The 18,257-nt window shown below is 57.9% G+C and carries 19 protein-coding genes; 2 read left to right on the plus strand and 17 right to left on the minus strand.

The window, feature by feature from the left end; translation table 11 throughout:
* Positions 1-19 precede the first annotated feature (19 nt).
* Positions 20-208: a DUF3094 domain-containing protein gene (locus QZ516_RS02345; RefSeq protein ID WP_235189818.1), complete on the plus strand. Its 189-nt coding sequence runs from the start codon at positions 20-22 to the stop codon at positions 206-208.
* On the opposite strand, the gene QZ516_RS02350 is transcribed toward QZ516_RS02345, so the two are convergent.
* From QZ516_RS02350 to QZ516_RS02430, 17 genes are all read right to left on the minus strand, one after another.
* Positions 205-663, minus strand: a complete 459-nt coding sequence (locus QZ516_RS02350) for an EVE domain-containing protein (protein WP_297185681.1) — start codon at positions 661-663, stop codon at positions 205-207. The two genes, QZ516_RS02345 and QZ516_RS02350, sit on opposite strands and share 4 nt — an antisense overlap.
* Positions 664-772: 109 nt before the next feature.
* Entirely contained in the window at positions 773-1,786 is a 1,014-nt protein-coding gene (locus tag QZ516_RS02355; RefSeq protein WP_297185684.1) for an NADP-dependent oxidoreductase, read from the minus strand.
* A gap of 100 nt (positions 1,787-1,886) precedes the next feature.
* A complete protein-coding gene (locus QZ516_RS02360; protein ID WP_297185686.1) occupies positions 1,887-2,378 on the minus strand; it encodes a DUF3237 domain-containing protein in 492 nt (163 codons plus the stop codon).
* A gap of 247 nt (positions 2,379-2,625) precedes the next feature.
* A complete protein-coding gene (locus QZ516_RS02365) occupies positions 2,626-2,814 on the minus strand; it encodes a hypothetical protein (RefSeq protein WP_297185689.1) in 189 nt (62 codons plus the stop codon).
* A 79-nt stretch (positions 2,815-2,893) separates the two neighbouring features.
* A complete protein-coding gene (locus QZ516_RS02370; RefSeq protein ID WP_297185692.1) occupies positions 2,894-4,273 on the minus strand; it encodes a M48 family metalloprotease in 1,380 nt (459 codons plus the stop codon).
* A gap of 44 nt (positions 4,274-4,317) precedes the next feature.
* A complete protein-coding gene (locus tag QZ516_RS02375; RefSeq protein ID WP_297185695.1) occupies positions 4,318-4,992 on the minus strand; it encodes a hypothetical protein in 675 nt (224 codons plus the stop codon).
* The gene (locus tag QZ516_RS02380) at positions 4,989-5,669 is read right to left on the minus strand and encodes a hypothetical protein (protein WP_297185698.1); all 681 of its coding nucleotides are present in this window, start codon (positions 5,667-5,669) and stop codon (positions 4,989-4,991) included. The genes QZ516_RS02375 and QZ516_RS02380 overlap by 4 nt, the downstream gene beginning before the upstream one ends.
* Positions 5,670-5,672: 3 nt before the next feature.
* The gene (locus QZ516_RS02385; protein ID WP_297185701.1) at positions 5,673-6,680 is read right to left on the minus strand and encodes a VWA domain-containing protein; all 1,008 of its coding nucleotides are present in this window, start codon (positions 6,678-6,680) and stop codon (positions 5,673-5,675) included.
* Entirely contained in the window at positions 6,677-7,741 is a 1,065-nt protein-coding gene (locus tag QZ516_RS02390) for a VWA domain-containing protein (protein WP_297185704.1), read from the minus strand. Before QZ516_RS02390 ends, QZ516_RS02385 begins: the two co-directional genes overlap by 4 nt.
* A gap of 1 nt (position 7,742) precedes the next feature.
* Positions 7,743-9,068: a hypothetical protein gene (locus QZ516_RS02395; protein ID WP_297185706.1), complete on the minus strand. Its 1,326-nt coding sequence runs from the start codon at positions 9,066-9,068 to the stop codon at positions 7,743-7,745.
* A gap of 20 nt (positions 9,069-9,088) precedes the next feature.
* On the minus strand, positions 9,089-9,886 hold the full coding sequence (locus QZ516_RS02400) for a MotA/TolQ/ExbB proton channel family protein (protein WP_297185709.1): 798 nt from the start codon (positions 9,884-9,886) through the stop codon (positions 9,089-9,091).
* 72 nt (positions 9,887-9,958) lie between these two features.
* Positions 9,959-10,246 (minus strand): hypothetical protein, encoded by a 288-nt coding sequence (locus tag QZ516_RS02405; protein ID WP_297185711.1) that lies wholly within the window; start codon positions 10,244-10,246, stop codon positions 9,959-9,961.
* A 6-nt stretch (positions 10,247-10,252) separates the two neighbouring features.
* Entirely contained in the window at positions 10,253-12,310 is a 2,058-nt protein-coding gene (locus QZ516_RS02410) for a PEGA domain-containing protein (protein WP_297185713.1), read from the minus strand.
* The gene (locus tag QZ516_RS02415; RefSeq protein ID WP_297185716.1) at positions 12,307-13,806 is read right to left on the minus strand and encodes a hypothetical protein; all 1,500 of its coding nucleotides are present in this window, start codon (positions 13,804-13,806) and stop codon (positions 12,307-12,309) included. Before QZ516_RS02415 ends, QZ516_RS02410 begins: the two co-directional genes overlap by 4 nt.
* 5 nt (positions 13,807-13,811) lie before the next feature.
* Entirely contained in the window at positions 13,812-14,993 is a 1,182-nt protein-coding gene (locus QZ516_RS02420) for a hypothetical protein (protein WP_297185718.1), read from the minus strand.
* A gap of 4 nt (positions 14,994-14,997) precedes the next feature.
* Positions 14,998-15,738 (minus strand): hypothetical protein, encoded by a 741-nt coding sequence (locus QZ516_RS02425; RefSeq protein ID WP_297185721.1) that lies wholly within the window; start codon positions 15,736-15,738, stop codon positions 14,998-15,000.
* Between the two features lie 10 nt (positions 15,739-15,748).
* Positions 15,749-17,179, minus strand: coding sequence for a tetratricopeptide repeat protein (locus tag QZ516_RS02430; RefSeq protein WP_297185724.1), 1,431 nt, complete (start codon positions 17,177-17,179; stop codon positions 15,749-15,751).
* A gap of 173 nt (positions 17,180-17,352) precedes the next feature.
* Between QZ516_RS02430 and QZ516_RS02435 the strand changes: the two genes are divergently transcribed.
* Positions 17,353-18,243: an AEC family transporter gene (locus tag QZ516_RS02435; protein WP_297185727.1), complete on the plus strand. Its 891-nt coding sequence runs from the start codon at positions 17,353-17,355 to the stop codon at positions 18,241-18,243.
* Positions 18,244-18,257: the final 14 nt, after the last annotated feature.

Raw genomic sequence — 18,257 nt, forward strand, 5'->3', positions numbered from 1 at the left:
AACCAGTGGTGAATGATTTATGGGTATGAGAAGCGAAGAAGAGTATTCAGAGGAAGATCTGGAGCGAATCCGCCAGGTGGTCAACTCGGGCATTCATTCGGTGGAGCGAAAACCGTTTCGCTTCAGTCTGTTGTTCCTTTGGTGGATTGTGGTGGCGGCCATGGGTGGCGTCGCCTGGTTTTTTGCCAGAATGATCGGTGCGGTTTAACCGGCCAGATACAAAATCGTCTGCCATTCCTCGGCCGTGACGGGGACGATGGATAATCGCCCCTGCCTGAACAGCACCATGTCCTGCAGCGTCGTCTGTTGTTTCAATTCCGACAGCGGTATCAACCGCGCAAATTTCCTGACCAGTTTTACGTCTACACAGAACCAGCGCGGGTTGTCGGCCGTGCTGGCAGGGTCATAGCCGTCGCCCGCTGCATCAAACTGGCCGGGGTCAGGATAACCTGCGCTGATGATGTCCATGATCCCTGCTATTCCCACTGCCTTGCAGCTCGAATGATAGAACAGTGCCCGGTCTCCCGGTTTGACCCGGTCGCGCAGATGATTGCGCGCCTGATAGTTGCGAATGCCATCCCACCGGCACCGCTGGTCCGGTTCGGCAGCCAGATGATCGATGCTGAAAACGTCGGGTTCGGATTTGAACAGCCAGCAGGCCATGATGGCATCTCTGGATAATCAGTCGAGGAATATCAATCAACGTGTCCGGGGATGCCGGGCCGCCTCAACAGCAGCCCGGTTTGTTTGTCCCGGAAAGTAAAAAGACCTGTCAGGCGTCTTTGACCCGGACCATCAGTTTGCCGGTATTTTCACCGGTATACAGTTTCTTGACGGCCTGCAGGGCGGTTTCCAGACCCTCTGACACATCCAGGCGAGCCTTCAGTCTGCCTTCCTTCATCCAGCCAATCAGTGCCTCGGTCGCTTCCGGGTAGCGATCCATGTAGTCCAGGATGATGAAGCCCTGAATCTTCAGGCGATGCATCAGAATCAGGTCATAATTGTAGGGGCCAGGTACCGGTTCAGTGGCATTGTACTGGGAGATCAGTCCGCAGGTGGGGATACGGCCATGCAGGTTCATCTGCTTGAGACATTCGTCGAGAATCTTGCCACCGACGTTGTCAAAATAGACGTCGATGCCGTTTGGACAGGCCCTGGCGAGCGCCTCAGCGACATTTTCGGTTTTGTAGTTGATGGCCGCATCAAAGCCGAGCTCCCCGGTAATCCACTGACATTTCTCATCTGATCCGGTCAGTCCAACCACATGACAGCCCTTGATCTTGGCGATCTGGCCAACGAGGCATCCCACCGCTCCTGCCGCCGTGGAGACGACCACGGTTTCACCGGGTTGTGGGTCACCGATCTCCAGCAGGCAGAAATAGGCGGTGGGGCCAACCAGGGCCAGTGTGCCAAAAGCATCAATGACCGGCACATCGCCAACTTCACCCAGCAGGCCAACGGTGGCTGGTGAGCCGATCTGGTAATCTGCCCAACTGCCGATACCGCTGACAATATCACCGGCCTTGAACTCGGGGGTGTTACTTTTGATGACGGTGCCGCAGACGACGCCCCGCATCGGGGCGTTGATCGCCACCGGTTCCATATACTGCTCCATGTCGCTCATCCAGATCCGATTGGTGGGATCCAGTGACAGGTAGTTGAGACGAAACAGGCACTCGCCCTCACCGGGCTCCGGAATGGCTTCCTGTTCCAGGCTCAATACATCATCGGTAATCTCTCCGACAGGGCGCTTGCGCAAACGCCATACTCGATTGCTGTCTGACATGGTTTTGTTCTCCTTATTTGTCATCGTGAAGTGGGGCGGCTCTGCGTTTCTTGCTGCGAATTTTTAGGCCCGGCCTGCTGGTTACAAGCAGAACCCAAGGTTAGCTGATCAGAAAAACATCGTACTTGACGTACCCTTCGGGTCCAAACTGGATTTCCGTCATCTTGTTGATGCACTGAATATCGTTGAGCCAGGCGTATTTCTCCGCCGAGGTCTGAAAGGTGGGCGCGGCAATAAAGTAGGGAATATCCTTATCGGTCAGCAACTCGCCATTGCCGAGCCGCTCTGCGCTCTCGGCAGAGTTTTTGATAATACCGTTGTAGCTCATATAGATATGGGCGCCATCATCTGTCTCGATCAGTCCCCTCACATCCAGCCGGAAAGTACCACCTGGCATAATGCGCAGCCAGTCGGCACCGGGCGCAATGAACTGGCCATTAATGTCAGGGCCCCTGGCCCAGCCGCCGGGGCGTACATTGACAATCATCAGCCCCGAATCAATCGACACGGGCGGATCCAGTGGTGCCAGATAGGTCATGATGTATTGGGTGGTCAGGTGGGTACTGGGTTGCGGATTGTCGTGCCGGGCCATCAGTGAACTCTCTCTGACAATGCAGTTTATTGGTATCGGTCACCGCCGTGCCGCTGGTTCAGGCCACTTTTTCTGTCGATAGGCGGCCGAGGTTAGCGCACGGCTAACCATTCAATGCTTTCGCGGGACGGAGCCTGAGCATTCAGCATCCTAGCGGTTTTTGAATGCTCAGTACAGTAAGCCAGCCGTGCTGGTTAAGCAGTGCTCTGGACCGGCGACAGAGGCGTACCTAGAGAAAGAGGCGGGCCTAGAAAAAATCGAGATCACTGTTCAAGACAATTTGCTCCAGACAAATAGTCTGGTCGTCAGTCTCCCGGTGATCTGTCTGCCATTGGCGGGGGAGAGGTTTGTAATGAATCACATCCGGTGACGCGGTGTGCTTGGGAATCGCCGGTTTTGGCAACATTCTGATAGGTTCTCTGTAGTTCAGGTTCATGGCTACCTCCTTGATGACCAGTCCAGTGTGACGGCTCAGCATGAAAGTGTGATGGCAGTACCATGACAACGAGCCAGTTCTAACGAATGATTTTGATCCACTCGCCGGGCTTCGGTTCCCCAACCGGGTAATAATTATTGATGATGCGCAACTCATCCTCTCCGTACTTACCCAATTTCAGGTGTTGGGCCAGCAGGGCAAAGGTGCTGTTTTTGGTGGCTTTTACGTAGTGAATATTCTTTGTTTCAGTGGCCTGCAGACTGCGTTTTGAGACGGGTCGAAAGCTGCCAATAATGTCCATGAATTGCCGGTTGCCCAGTGACTGATCGGCGCCGCGCTCCAGTGTTGTCCGGAAGACAAAGGCGCGGTAGCCGTAGTAGATCACCGCCAGTCTTTGGTCCGGCTGCCCCTGTGTGCCCGGTATCAGGCCGGTATGACCCTGAAGGCGGAACTGGGTGAGGGGCTCAGATTGTTTGAGCAGGGGAATCCCCAGCGGTTGTTTGATGAACTGGTCCGGGCTGACTCTGGTGCGATTCATCGCCGTAACCGCGATTTTGGCATCGCCGGTGTCGTTGCGGGCGTTGACCAGTGGCGGCTGTTCGCTGAATTGCCAGTCTTTGGGGAAATACATCATAAAGGCAAATTCTTCGTTCAGATAGGCGTTCTCCGGCAGTTGCCGCGTTGCAAAATTTTCACCCCAGACCATGCCATCAGTGGCAATACGAAAGGGCGTGACATTGTGTTCAACTTTCATGTCATTCGGCATCGATCCTGCGTTGCTGACCACTTCCCGCAGTCTCTGATCATTCCGTGGATGGGTGGCAAACAGGCCGTGGTAAGTCTGCGGTTCCCGGCCGGACTCCAGGGCACGTTTTTTTTCCAGCCGTTCGTGATCTTTCAGCATGGTGATCACCTCAATCATGGCCTGGGGGTCATAACCCGACTTGTGCAGGTAGCGGCTGCCGACTTCGTCGGCTTCAAGCTCCATATCCCGTCCGTAACCGCTGACCATGGATGCGCCCCAGAGTGCGCTGGCCTGACCCACTTCCATACTGCGGGTGAGAATGGCGAGTAGTCCCGCAACGAATTTTGAGCCGGTCTGGGCCCGCTTCTGGCGGGCGTGATGTCCGGCGGTGACGTGGCCGATTTCATGGGCCAGTACCGCTGCCAGCTGGGCTTCGGAGTTGAGATAGCCAATCAGGCCGCGGTGGATATAAATATAGCCGTCCGGCAGGGCGAAGGCATTGATATCGGGGTTGTCGATGACCGTGAATGTGAATGAATCTCCGGCCTGATCCGAATGGCGGACAATGCGTTGACCAACCTGGTCGACATAGTCAGCCAGTTTGCCCTCCACCAGTGGCATATTGGCGATGATTTCACGGTGCATTTCCTCGGGCTTTTCCGGGGGCTTGTCCGCAGCCATCGCAGCGCAACAGCAACTCAGCAGTGCTATCAACAGGAGGACCCTGTATTGCGATAAACCCTGTGGCACGGCAAAGATCACGGGCTGCCGGGGCCCGCCGGGGCAAAAAAGCTCTGGAGTCGGGTGCCGATCCCTTCGCAGGCTTCACCCTGAACCCTGGCGATAAAGGGAATTGGTGCCCCCACCGCCAGCAAATACGACGACCCCTTGCTGTCTACCTGCACCCGCCCCTTTTCGCCCAGTTTGCCGATGTCCCAGATAATCGCTTCATAATTGGCGGCCTTGTCCCAGGAGGAAAAACCAAAGCAGCCACCGCCCCCGGGGGCGACAGCGCAGCTGATGGCGCCACTTTTTTCTGTGGTCTCGATATTGCCGTCCACCCAGATCATGTAGCGAATACCCAGATCACGCACCCGCTTGCCGATCAGTGGATCCTCCAGCATGCCACCCATACGTTTTAGCCCGAGTGGTGCCATGCGCGGTTCAAACCAGGGGTAGAAACTGTCGAGAAACTGTTGCTCCGGCATGACTGACAACTGCCCCCGAGTGGCGAGTCTGGTGCCGATACAGTTGATGAAGTCCGGATCGGTTTCATAGGCGCCGCTGTGTCGTCGCCCGACCACCACTACTTTCTCGTCGCTATTCAACGGCAACAGGGTACTGGATGGACGAAATTCATCGACCCGGGTGGACGTGCCACAGGCACTGGTCGCGAGTATGGACAACAGGAGCCAGGGGAGCGCACCTCTCACCGTTCTGTCCTCTGGCTCAATTTGGTGGGCGCTTGACGGTTGACCAGCCACTGGCGAATTTCCGGTATTTGCTGAAAGCCGGTCAACAGCCGTGCCCCCGCATCTCGCAGGGCCATCACGGTGGCCTGATTCAGTGCCTCTTCATCCGACTTGAGGAAGCGGCTCTGGGTTTTACCATAGGCGCTCATCATCCAGTCTGCGACAGGCTGGCCATTGCCGTCGTAGACTTTCAGGTTGTATTTCAGCCACACCTCGTAGACGTTCAACTGGGTCTCCATGGGTGTGGCCAGCTGTACTTCTGTGATTTCGGGTACGATCATCAAATCCAGGGTGTTCTGGCCGGTGGGGAGGGTTTGCAAGGTCGCGCTGCTCTGGAACAGATCGGTGAATACCCGGTTGAAGAGCTGTACCTGGGACTCCCCCAATGCCATGGTGACCGGTTGCCGGTTATCTTTCTCACTGGTAAAACGATAACTGCTGAAGCTGTCATCGAGAACCAGGCCCACGCTGAGGGGCTGTTTGGCAACCAGTGCAGCGGGGTAATCACCATTGACCGTGACATTGGTGCTGCAGCCGATCAGCAGGGTGATTACCGCGACAATTGGCAGTAGACGCAAAGACGTCAGTAACCGCAAAGTCCGGCAATACGCATTAATTGACACTTGGGGTTTTGTCATAGATCACTCAGGTTTGAGGCCGTTCAGCCCGACAAAAGTTCCTCCGTTACGATAGCTCAGGTCGCGCATCAGCGCAGCAAATCTTGACGCCGTCTGCAGATTGCCACCCTTGACCATGAAATGTACCGGGAAACCGATCGTATGGATACGAACCAGTTGCTGTCCACTGCGCCCCTCCCGATTGATTTTCTCGACACTGCTCAGGACCTCCGCTATGGACTGCCCGGTGAAATCGTCACCCAGCACATAGAGGCTGATCTTTCGGTCCGGCGCATAGAACCGGCGAATCGCATGCTGCACGCCCTCCACCGGGCTGGAGTTGCTGAAGGGTGTCCAGCTGGCCAGCCGGTCGATAATCGCCTTGCGCCGGGCCGGTGTATCGGGAATCCATTTGTCGCGATAGGTGGAGAACATGTAGCCCCCCATGTCGTTCATCACCTGGATGCCTTTTACCCTCGGATAGATATTGAGAATGTTGATCATTTCCTGGCGCAGTCGTGGCCAGGCAAAATTGAACATGCTGCCAGAGGTGTCGATGATGAAAACGATGTATTCGCTGTCCACCGGTATACCGCCAATCAATGATCGTTTATCGGGCGTCTGTCGGGCTTTTAAGCGTGCCATTTCCTCCGTAAGCACCTGCAGGGCCAGTGTCAGCTTATCCTGTTCGGTGGTATCCGATTGTGCAACGGCATCCCGCTGTCGGCGAACGCTGGCCAGCTCGGACTGCAGCCGGGCGATGCGTTGGCGAATGTCGGAGAGTTGTTCCTCCTTGGATAGCAGATCGCGATTCAAAATGCGGGCTTCTCCGCGTATTTCGAAGACCTGCTGCTGTAATTCGGCCACGCTGCCCTCCGCCGGTTGCACCGAGTCCTCAAAAGCCGTCGAGTCGACGGTTTTGGCGATCAGCAATAACAGCACGATCGCGCCGAACCCACAGCTGATAACATCCAGGAAGGAAATGCTGATCTCGGCTGTATTACTCCGCTCTTTGCGCCGGCGGATACTCATGGCCAGTCCCTCGAAGGGCTCATGAAAGAGCCCTGGCTGGACAGGGCCAGTTGCCAGAAACTGGCAGCCGCCATGGGGTCACCTTCCATCGGAAACAGCAGAATGTTGACCGGCAGGCGACGGGGCAACATCTGTGTGGCCTCGGCAAACAGCTTCAGGCGATCCCGCCCGGTGATGGTTTTGAACCCCGAGGGTTTTCTGCCCTGGGTGGGCAAGCCATCGGTGATTAAAAACAGGTTGTCCGGTGGCGTATCGAAACTGTTAATGGTCAGAAACGCATTGATCAGGCTGCTGCCCCCGGCGGGCACCACCTGTGTCAGTTTTTTGATGGCACTATCGAGACCCTGGCGGTCGGCGGTATCTCGCCAGCGCCGGTCGTCGCCCGCAACCGCCTCGGCTGCGGTGTTGAATACATAGATCTGGTAGCGGCTGTCCTGGGGTAATTGCGCTACCAGCCATTCGGTGGTGCGGATGGCCCGCTGCCATTTCTCGGAGTTTCGCTTGACGGAATCGCTCATGTTGCGACGTCGGATCACGTTGACAATAGAGTCCGACAGCATGCTGGCTGACGCATCCACCAGGATCAGGATTTGCTTCCCGCCCAGTTTCAAACCGGTCAGATACTGCCGTTCACCATCACCGATAAATTGCCGCACATTGTCGGCATTCCCCTGCTCCTGAAGATTGGCAGTTTCCCGTTCCAGGGTTTCGACCTGCTTGCGCAGGATTTCGATTTGCTGTTCCGGGTCCGCCTGGGCGCTGAGTTCGCGGCGGGTTTTTTCGATATCGGCGACCACCCTCGCCGATAACCCCTGCGCTTCCACCAGTGATTCATCGACGCGTGCCAGGCTGTTGCGCAGCTCCACCAGCGCTTCCTCGCCGACCCGCAAATCCTCCTGGAGCAGATTCACCTCAGCATTCAGCAGGGGATCAGCGGATTCCAGGGATGTTACGTCATGTTTGAGAATCAGGAAAAGCAGGGTAACCGCGCCAAAACCACAGGCCATGATATCGAGGAACGACAGGCTGAAGGCACTTATCCTGTGTTTCGAGCGGCGCAAATCAGGTCACCTCGATCAGGTCCAGCTGATCGCCATTTATCTGGAGACTGTTGCCGGCCCGCAGGTCCGCGGGGTCACCTTCGACCGTAACAGCAGAGCTTTCGGTCCTGAGCTGCACACTGTCCTGTTCGCGAACCAGGCAGCAGTCGCCCCCGGCGCCTTGTGTAAAACGCAATTGATCGCCATCCTGCGTAATCGCCAGACGATTGCCGATGGCATAGGCCCGGTGTCGATAAAGTAGGTGGGTCGCAGCGGCGGAGGCCTTTGACAGGGTTACGTCCGGCTGGGGCTCCGGCTCATACGTCTGTTCGGACGCCGCCGCTGTTGCTGTGCCGGTGGCAACCGGTTTGCAGGGAAGCCGGGTAATAAAGTGGAGGTTTTCAGGGTCTCCGGTGATGACCTCCAGGTGATGTCGGCAACCGGTAATGGCGGCGTTCTCGTCCAGCGTGGCAAACGGGGCGAGCTGCTCCCGAATGCCCGGCAATTGCGCGGCACGATGACTGAGTAGCAGGGTCTCACCATTGGTTTTCAGGTCCGACAGTTTGCTCTGCAGCAATTGGAATCTCGATGCGCTGCTGGCCAGCAGCTCGGTGCGAGTGAGCACCAGTCGGTAGTGCCCCTGTGGGCTGTCCAGTTCGGCGGTGATTTCCGCCTGACCCTGCAGTGCCGACAACCAGACCGGCAAGCGATTGTACAGCTGTTGCTCTCCCGCTGCGGTGTGCAGGGGATCATAGCGGTACTGCCGGATAAACTGGTTGGCAATCTGCTGTGCCCAGAGGTCATGGAAAGCTTTCAGGCCAACGTTGCTGATGATTTCCACGCCGGTGCGCTCAATCTGCTGCGTCACCTCAAGCCGGGTAATCACGGTCTGGTGGAGCTGAATATCCAGATGGACCAGGGTCCCGGTTGCATCAGAGCGACTGGCGGCGGCCACGGCGGCATCCACCAGCCCGGTTGCCTCAAATGGCGAGGCCTTCACCAGGCCCAGCAGAATGGACAACTGGCCCCGGTCAAAACTGCCGGGAACGGCAAAGACCACCTGCTCCGGGTGACCGCTGTCGCGGTGCAGTGCCAGGAGTTGCGCGTAGGCCATATCGGCATAGTGGCGTGCGTGTTTGCTGGTGACGGGCAGGGGGGACAGGTTGAGTTGCCACCAGTACTGGTTGAAGCTCTGTTGCGGTTCCAGGTAGGCGCGCTGCAGGGCGGACTCACCGGTGGTAATACCCTCGGGGGTGAGCAGTGCATAGCCGGGACTGACGGTCAAATCCCCCCGATCGTTTACGCAGCAAATACCTGCGTCATTCAATTCGATGATGGCAACACTCATGATGTGGTCTGTCCCGCTGTTCAGTCGGTTTTCAGGTGGCGCAGCAAATTGCTGTCACAGTAGCTGTGGGTGTCCAGCACCAGGCGCTCCTGGAGCAGCTGCAGTTGATGCAGCATGAACATCACTACAATGCTGATCACCAGTGCAATAAATGTGGAATTGAACGCTACCCCCAGACTGGCTGTGACACCGGCAATATCGCCTTCCACCGCCTTGTGTGCCTGGCTTAGGGCCTCGCCGATACCGCGAACCGTGCCGATAAAACCGATGGATGGAATCGCCCAGGCGATATAGCGCACCATGGATAATTCCGAGTCGAGCCGGTCGGATTCGGTATCCAGTACGTCGCCCACGGCGCTGGAAACGTCCTGGATATTGCGCGTGGAACCGAAGCGCTGCAGTGCCGCCAGCAGCGTCCGGGGGACCAGATAGCCCTGCTGTGCCTCGGGCAGGGCCTGAACGGGACGGGACATTTGTCGCGCATCCTCCGGCAGCACACGACTGCCCTCGCTGACACCGAGCAACTGCAGGGACAGCAGCTTCCGCTCATTGAGGGTGCGGCGGGCTTTGTAACCCATGATGGCAAAGGCCCACAGCATCAGAATAAAGCAGGCTTCCTGTTCGTAATCCTTCACCACAATGTAAAAAGAGCGCTCTGCCACATAGGCTTCGCCCGCGGCTTCCCGGGCCAACTGCTCCTGTAAAATGGCATTGGCGTTGGGGCGAATCAGTGTCACGTAGAAACTGTGCACCAGAATCAGGGCCAGAATCAGGGCGAACAGCTGGTAGAGAAACTCCGAGGAGGTGTTATTCCGCATAGGTGGCTACTCCGCAAATATCCGGGCCGGGTTGATGATAACTGGCAGGGTTGTAATGGCTGTGTGAGGGTGTCATATATCCACCGGAAAAGGGATGGCAATATCCTCGGAAATTTCTTCCGTCGGCGAAAAATCGGGGGTTGACCGCTTCGACGTGCTTGGCGGAGCCGGTTTGGCCGGTGGCGGGCTGGCGGTATCGCGGTCTGATTGCTTACCGGACGCATCTGTCGCCTGTGCCTGTTTTGCGCCTGGCTCTTTGCCTGACTCTGGCTCTGGTTCATTGGCATTGGCGATCAGGCAGGCCGGGAGCCCTCCTATCAGCAGCGCCGCGAGGCAGGTCTTGAGAGTCTTTAGCACCACAGGTTATCACTCCACATTGCGTGCCACCCTGAAGCCCAGGTCGTCCCGGCCATCGAGACCGTAATCGCGGTAGGACAGCCGCAATTGAATGATGTTGCCGTGGCGCCAGCTGGCCCCGCGAATCACGCGAAATTCACCGGAAGCCGGTCCGGTGGGATCTTTTTCAGCGCCGCTACCAAGACTGAATTCAATACCATAATAATCATTGACCCACTCTGCCACATTGCCCTCCAGGTCGTGGAGCCCCCGGTGATTGGCGGAGAAACTGCCCACCGGTGCAGAGACGGCAAAACCGTCGTTGTAACCGGTCAGCACCTGATCAACCATTCTCGAAGCACTGCTGTCGGCAAAATTTCCGGCGCCGTCGGCCGGTGGAAACTGCTGTCCCCAGCCAAAGCGTTTTGCATCGCCGGAGGTGGCCCTGGCCGCCCACGCCCATTCCGCCTCAGTGGGTAGGCGGTAGCCGTTTGCAGCGGGGTTGGTACCGGTGATCTTGCCGCCGGACTCCCTGTAGAAAAGTGGCAGATTTTCTCTGGCACTCAGCCAGTTACAATAGCGGGCAGCCTGATCCCAGCTGACATTCACCACCGGTTGCTCCGGTTGGTCCAGTGTTGTGCCGCGCACATGCAACGAACTGTGCTGACGGGCAAACTGCTTGAATTGCCGATTGGTCACTTCTTTTGTAGCGAGGTAGAACGGACGGGTCAGCTGCACATCGCGCAACACTTCATTGGCCCTTCGACCGGTTTCACGGCGCGGTGCGCCCATCGTGAAGGTGCCCTCGGGTCGGAATAGTGTCAATGTCTGCCCCGCCTTGCTGGTAATGCTGGTGGGTGTGTTGGCCCACCTGGCGGCCTGCTCAGTGAGCAGCTTTACCTGTACCAGTTGATCGAGTCCGGGTTTTGGCGTGATGGTGCGCGTTTCAGTGGCGTAGCCGGGCTTGCGGATTTCTATCCGGTGGGGGCGGGCGGGTAGGCTGAAGGTCTGGCCCGGTTTGCCCTTTGCTACCCCGTCGATCCAGACAGTCGCATCTGCCGGATTGGCGGACACCCGGATTTTGCCCATGCTGGCATTGAGGGTGATCGACAGTTGCCTTTTCTCGCCTGCAGAGAGCGTCAGCGCCTGTTTGCTGGTGACATAGCCGTTGGCAAAAAAGGACAGTTGGTGTGACTGGTCTGGCGGTAATTCCAGATCCACCGGTGTGACGCCCCGATAGGCACCGTTTACCGTCACGGTAGCGCCGTTCGGTGAGCTGGTCACTGAGACGGTTGCATCGGCGGGCTCGAAAATGATCTCTGGTAGTGTCAGGGTTTCACCCACGCCGACGCGCAGCTTTTGCTGCCAGGTCTTGAACCCCTCCAGCTGCACACGGACATCCTCGCCCTTGGCAAGGAGTTCTGTGACCAGGGGGGTACGACCTCGCGATTCGCCCTCGATAATGACCTCCGCCCCGCTGGGTTTGGAGCTTAACTGAACCTGCCCCCAGGCCGGTGCCAGGGTCACCGCCAGTGATTGGGTGCGATCCAGGCCGACGATGGTCACGGTGTCTTTTGCGGGGGAATAGCGCGGGGCCTGGATGACCAGTTGGTGATCGCCCGGCGGCAGGTCGCGAACCGTCAGGGGGGTTGTTCCCGCAGGTTCGCCGTTTACCAGTACCTCTGCACCAGCGGGGGTACTGGAAAGGTCCAGATGCCCCGGTTTTTTAGCCATCGCCAGTTCCAGCAACTGATGCTTGTCGGGGCCGACTGAAAAGGCTTGTTGGAAGGGGAGGTAGCCCTCAGCCGTGGCGCTTATCCGATAATCCCCCGGACGAATCAGATAGTGGTCAGCCAGCTTGAACGTGATGCCGCCGCTGATCGAGAGATCAGCGCTGGCGGGGCTGACTTGTACGACCACCGATTTGGCCGTGAACAAAAACCCCAGAATCAGGCCGCTCATCAGCAGTGCTGCGACGATCATGCCCGTCAGGGGTTTGATGGTGAAACGTCTGCTGGCAGCGGTCTCGCCCAGGGGTACAAAGGTTGCCGGTTCGATAGCCTGTGGCTGTTGCTGATGATCGGTCACGAGATCGGGTCCTTGCAGATCACTACTACCGGTTGGCTGAGTCCCTCCGGGCCAAGCTGGAACTCCACCCGGACATCCCGATAGCCGCGACGGGTTCCCACTGCGACGTATTTTCCGGGAATCAGTGAGATCTGCTTGCGCTGAAACTTACCGAGTTCGCCCTCTCGGTAGAGTGTGACCAGGGTGTCCTGGTCGGACACCAGCTCCACCTGAACCGGGGTGGTCGCTGTGGTCACCGTTTGATCCAGGCGGCTGATCTGTTCCTTCAGTTTGGCGCCGGGAGACTTGATGGTTCGTGCATCAGCCAGAATCCGTTGAGCCTCTTGTCGTACGTTATCGGATGACAGGCGCAGCGGCTGATCAAGTATGCCCCGAATCTGGTCGTCCAGTTGTGCGCGGGCCGCACTGCGAATCTGCCCCAGCCGGGCCTCCATCACGGAGCTGTCTATCGCCATAACCCTGGCGTAGGTATCCCGGGCCTGATGCCACTGCTCGCGACTTTCCAGCGCTGTGGCCTGGCTCAGCAGGGATTGAAGGGTTTGCTTGGTGGCGGCACTGGATGCCTGAGTGAGCCCGCTGCGGGCCGCCGGCTCATCCGGCTTGAGTTGCAGTGCCTGTTTGAACGCGGTTTTTGCGCTGTCCAGCTGGTTGCGTTCCAGTGCGGTGTAACCACGGCTCATGGCCTCATTAAACCGGTTGTCCAGGATTTTGGCATTGACGGCTTCCAGACCGGCAGCAGCGGGAGCGTGGTCAGCGTCCAGTGCCAGCGCTTCCCGATAGAGGGTTCTGGCCTGGGACAGGTCGTTGTTTTGCCGGGCGATGGCGGCCTCCGCCACCAGCTCGATGACCTGGTCCAGTACCTCGGCTCTGGCCAGGCCGCGGGCCGCCTCGGCATTATCCGGCGCAATGGCCTGCACCTGTTCAAACTGCCGGGTTGCTTCCTCGGCATCACCGTTGTTGAGCGCGGTTTGTCCCGCCGCCAGTGCGTCGCTGACCCGCTGAGGGATCGCCGTTTCCAGTGCGGTGAGTTGATCCAGGGCTGACTGGTAGGCGCCCTGTGCCTGATCGAAGGCGCGCTGGCGATAGTGGGTATCGCCGGTTGCTGCAACCGCAAGCGCCCTGTCAAAGGCTTCCCTGTCCCAGAGTTCTACATTTTTGCTCTCGAGAAAGGCCTGCTTTTCCAGGATCTTGCTCAGTACATCCTGTGCCGCACGCCTCGCTGTGGCTAACTGTGCGTCGCGAAACGGTGATTCCGCCGTCGGGGTGGCGGTGCGGTCAGATGCAATTGGCACGGGGGGGGTGTCCGGCGGTTGAACCAGTGCCGGAAGTACAAAGATCACCACCAGTGCCAGCAGCACACAGATGGCCAGTGCCACCCAGCTGGCGCGTCGCTGTTGCCAGGGCAGGTTATCCGCCTTGCCGCTGTCGGCGGCGGTGACGGGAGTAAATGCTATGTCGCTCGGCCTGATCGGGTCCTGGTCGTTACTTGTACTCATGGGGCTTAAATTCCACCGCGTTCGGCCTGGTAAATCTCCCGCAGCAGGGTTTTCCACTGTGCATATTGGGCGGCGGCATTGCCGGTCAGGGTGATTGTGCGATCTTCCAGCTCAATGACCCTCGGTTCTATCTCGGCTTCAAGCGATTGGGCGAGCTCGGCGAGGGTGTCCTCATGGATCTGCAGTTCGGCTCTTTTTGACAGGCCGCTTTTTACCAGCAGGGCTCCACTCCCGATAGCCACTGCCCCGGCAGCGCGTCCGGAACCGCTGTTGCTGCCGGAGGCCAGAATACCACCGATAATCGCGGCTACCCCGCCGATAGTGCGATTGCGGGATTGGCGTTTCAGTTCTCTGAGCGCCACGAGCTCACCATAACTGGCGGCTCGCCATTCCTGATAGGGGCTGTCCATGCGGCGGGTAAAGGCGTCGTAATGTTCCTGCATGGTATCGATGAAAAGGTAGTCGCGCTGGCGAATCTGCCGGATGCGTTGCAGGATAGGGTCATTCTCTGCCGGCAGACGGCTGATTTCCAGTTGGCCACCCGGTGTCTCCCTGATATGGTCGCTGAATGCCTCCGGGGAAAAGTCCCGCGCAAAACGCAGTTCCGCTATGGTGCGCAGCTTTTTGACATTAGCCGAACTCATCTGCTGACGGTATTCCAGCAGGTCGTTGGCAATCCGGTTATAGAGGCCCTGAAACGGGTCTCGCTGTAACTGGTTTTGCCGGTTGTAGGCATAGTTGCCCACCGTTTCGGTGTAGGACTTGGTATACCAGTGGCGGTTGCTGGAATCGGTGACGGTGATATCCAGTGCCAGTGTTTCGCCGTTGGAGTCGACAATTTTCCCGGCCACATAGACCTCTGTGACCGTCTCCCTGCCGGGTACCAATCGCACTGCGCCCCAGGCGCCGGTTTTCTGAATGGTCGCAGCCAGCTGGTTTGGCAGGTACTGTGCTTCGGCTGTGCGTACGGTTGGCGAGACGCTGGTATCGTCCGATTCGATATTTTCCAGTCCGGGGTCGAAAGGCAGCACCGCCAGGTCGAGTAACTGTGATTCAACCACTGGCGCAGTCTGCTGCTCCAGGGGGGTCACGACTGTACTAGTGACGCGATTGGTGCTGCAGGCCGCCAATAACAGCAGCGCAGACAGAACGAAGACCCGTTGTAATAGACACTTCCAGCTGGCCAACCTGTTATCGCCCCTCTTTATATTTGCGGTATTCATCCCAGAGCTTTTCTCTCAACACCGGGTCCTGTTCTTTCATGGCTGCCTCGCGGATCTGGCGGGCCACAATGTCGTCGTCGCGACCATCGGGAATATTTTCAGGAACCGTACTGCCTCCGCTGCGACCGATGATTGCACCGTCTCCACCATAGGTGGTGGCTTGTCCCGATGGCGGTTCGCTGGCGCCGTCCGGGCCACTGGCTTCCTCATTCCCTGATTTTCCCAATGGGCCGCCCCCGAGCTCCTCGGTGATATCGGCCTCTTCAAATAGCGGGCCTCCCGCGCCGGCAGGTGCGCCTTCACTGTCGCTGTCCTGTTCCCGCTCGGCAGCGGCGGCCCGTGCATCCATGATCATACCGTCAAATTCAGCCATGGAGGCATCCAGCTGTTGATCGAGAACCGCAATTTCTTCATCTGTGCTGAGGGCGCCACCTGGGGGAGGCGGTGCCTGGCTTGCGGGACTACCCTGATCGGGGTTGGCTTCACTCATTTCGCTGGGCTCGCTGGTGTCACTGGACTGGCTCGCGCCTGTTGTCGAAGCGGTTTCCGGAGGACTGTCCTGCTCGCTGGTCTCCTCTGCCGCCGGGGACTGGGCTTGCGGTTGTGGTGGCTGCTGCGACTGCGCAGTGGGGGACTGGGTCGGACTCTGACACCCCGTCGCACCGAGCAGGCCAACGCTGAGTAGAATTATGAGAAATGATCGATTCATCAGTGGCAGACTACTGTATCAGGACCTTGACCGGCAATGCTTCGGTTGGCACGGGCTGGCCATTGTCGAAGCGCGGTCTGAATCTGGTATCAATAATGGTTTTCCTTGCCCGACTTTCCAGCCCATCGCCACCTTCCGGGTAAACACTCAATGTCGTGATTTTGCGGGGTTGGCCTTTTTTGGAGATATCAACGGCAAGCATCACATAGGCTTCAGGTGTTGACGGGTTGGTCACAGCTTCCGTGATGTCAGGCATTGGGGTTTCCGGTTGTTCTGGTGAGAGTTCGGCAGGGGTGGTTTGGTCAGTGACCACGGGTTCAATCGCCATGATGCCCGAATCGATCGGTCTGGGCAGCATTTTCGGCTCACCCAGCAAGTCGGTAATCAGTGCCGTGTCATTCGTCTGCTGCAAGACGCGGTAGGCTTGTTGGTAGGCGTCAATGGCCGGGCCGGTCAGATTGAATAGCATCAGCCAATCGCCGGTTTTGATATAACCGTTGGCTTTAGCGGCCGCTGATGCCGTGGGATCCTGTTCCAGAATATCGATCATTCTGGCATTCGCCCGGCGACCGTTCTGAAAATAGTTTTTGCTGAGGAAAGGGTCGTCGGCCACCCAGCGCGCCTGCTGAAACCGCTCAGACAGGAGGTCCGTATTCTCCCAACTGTTGGCGTACTTTTTCTGATGCCTGTCGAGGTAGTAGTCCGTCATTGCCGAGTTGTACAGTAGCCCGGTCATGCTGAGATGATCCTCTCCGTGTTGCTGTGCGGTGATGGCCAGCGCCTGATTGTAGACGCCATGGGCAATATTCAGATGGTAGATATCGTCTCTGCGCCCCCGGGCATTGTAGGCCCGCAAGTGCCATTGGCCGATTTCGTCCAGCAGCGGAAGTGTGCGGGGATCATCGGCACCATAGGTTTTGCGGTGCAGCCAGAGTAGTTTCTGGTAGGCTTCGGCGGCTTCAGTGATGAACCCGAGTTGGATGTGGGTATTGATAATGCCGCGCAACATCGGTTCCTGGGAGAGGCTGTAAACGCCGTTGTTAACGCGATTCACGTACATGGCATGACGGAAGGCCTGAATAGCCTCCTCCAGACGATTCTGGCGCTGCAGGGTATTGCCCAGAGCAAAGGTCAACTCGGATAATTCCGGATCAAAAGGACCGGCCAGTGCTTCGCGCCGGTCAATAGCCGACTGGTAATCGGCAATAATCTGCGCGGCTTCGGCGGCTTCGGCGGCTTCGGCGGCTTCGGCGGCTTCGGTTGGTTGGAGGTCGGGCTTTTCTGCCAGGGCGACGGTTTCGTCCTGAGTCGGGGCGCTCTCGATAGTCTGGCGGGCGGGTTTGTGTTGTTCAGTGCCCTGTTCAACAGTGCCCGTTTCCGGTGGGTCAGCCGGGGTATCAGCTTGAGCAATGAGCAGATTGCCAAAGGTAAGCAGTAGCATCAACGCGCCGACAGTAAATTTTAGTGGATACCCCATAGTGAAAAGCCCAGTAATGCTAGCGGTCTTAGAGATGGCTGGCAGGTGAAAGTTCCTTGCGGTATGTTGCACTTTCACGTGCTGCACAGGTGCAGTATAACGCCGCGGACAGATGAATCATCGGGGATCAACAAATAATGTTTCTGGCTCTCTGGAATGTGATGGCGCCAGTATTGATCGCCATCACCATTGGTTATTGCTGGGGCCGCTCCCGGGTGCCTTACGCGGCAGAGTTTGTCACCCGTGCCGTGATGAATATCGGTGCGCCCTGTCTGGTGGTCTCCGCGATCAGCCAGTCGCAGATTTCAGGGTCGGAATTTGCCGAGGTTGCCGGTGCCGCGGCACTTGTGCTGGCAGGTACAGCGCTGCTGGGTTGGGGGGCCATTCGTGCCACTGGTGGCGATATCCGGGCGCTGCTGCCATCGGTGACGTTTCCCAATAATGGCAATATGGGGTTGCCGCTTTGCCTGTTTGCCTTTGGCCAGGAAGGGCTGGCGCTGGCGGTGGGCTTTTTCATCGTACAGATGACTGCCATGATGGTATTTGGTATCCCGCTGCTCGACAGACAATCCGGCAATATCTGGTCAATATTGAAAGGCTTTGCCTTTCAGCCGTTGATATTGTCGGTCATTATTGGACTCGTTCTTCTGGTGGGTGATATCGCCTTGCCGGAATGGCTTGACCGGTCTGTCGAACTGCTGGCCGGGTTCACCATTCCACTGATGCTGATCACGCTGGGTGTTTCCCTCTCTACGCTGAGCACGTCGGGATGGTGGCGGAGTCTGGGTTACTCGACGCTGCGAATTGGCGGTGGTCTGGTGATGGCCTGGTTGGTGGTCGAGTGGCTGGATATCACCGGCACTGCCCGGGGTGTGGTGCTGCTGCAGGCCATTATGCCGGCGGCGGTATTCAATTATCTGCTGGCCCTGAAGTATGACCAGGAGCCGACTGCAGTGGCGGGTATTGTCGTGGCCTCCACGGTCATGGCGCTGGTTGCTGTACCCGTGCTGTTGGCCGTGTTGTTATAACCGGGAGAAATCTG

Origin of the sequence: uncultured Porticoccus sp. (genome assembly GCF_913061305.1) — a bacterium.
Classification (GTDB): domain Bacteria; phylum Pseudomonadota; class Gammaproteobacteria; order Pseudomonadales; family Porticoccaceae; genus Porticoccus.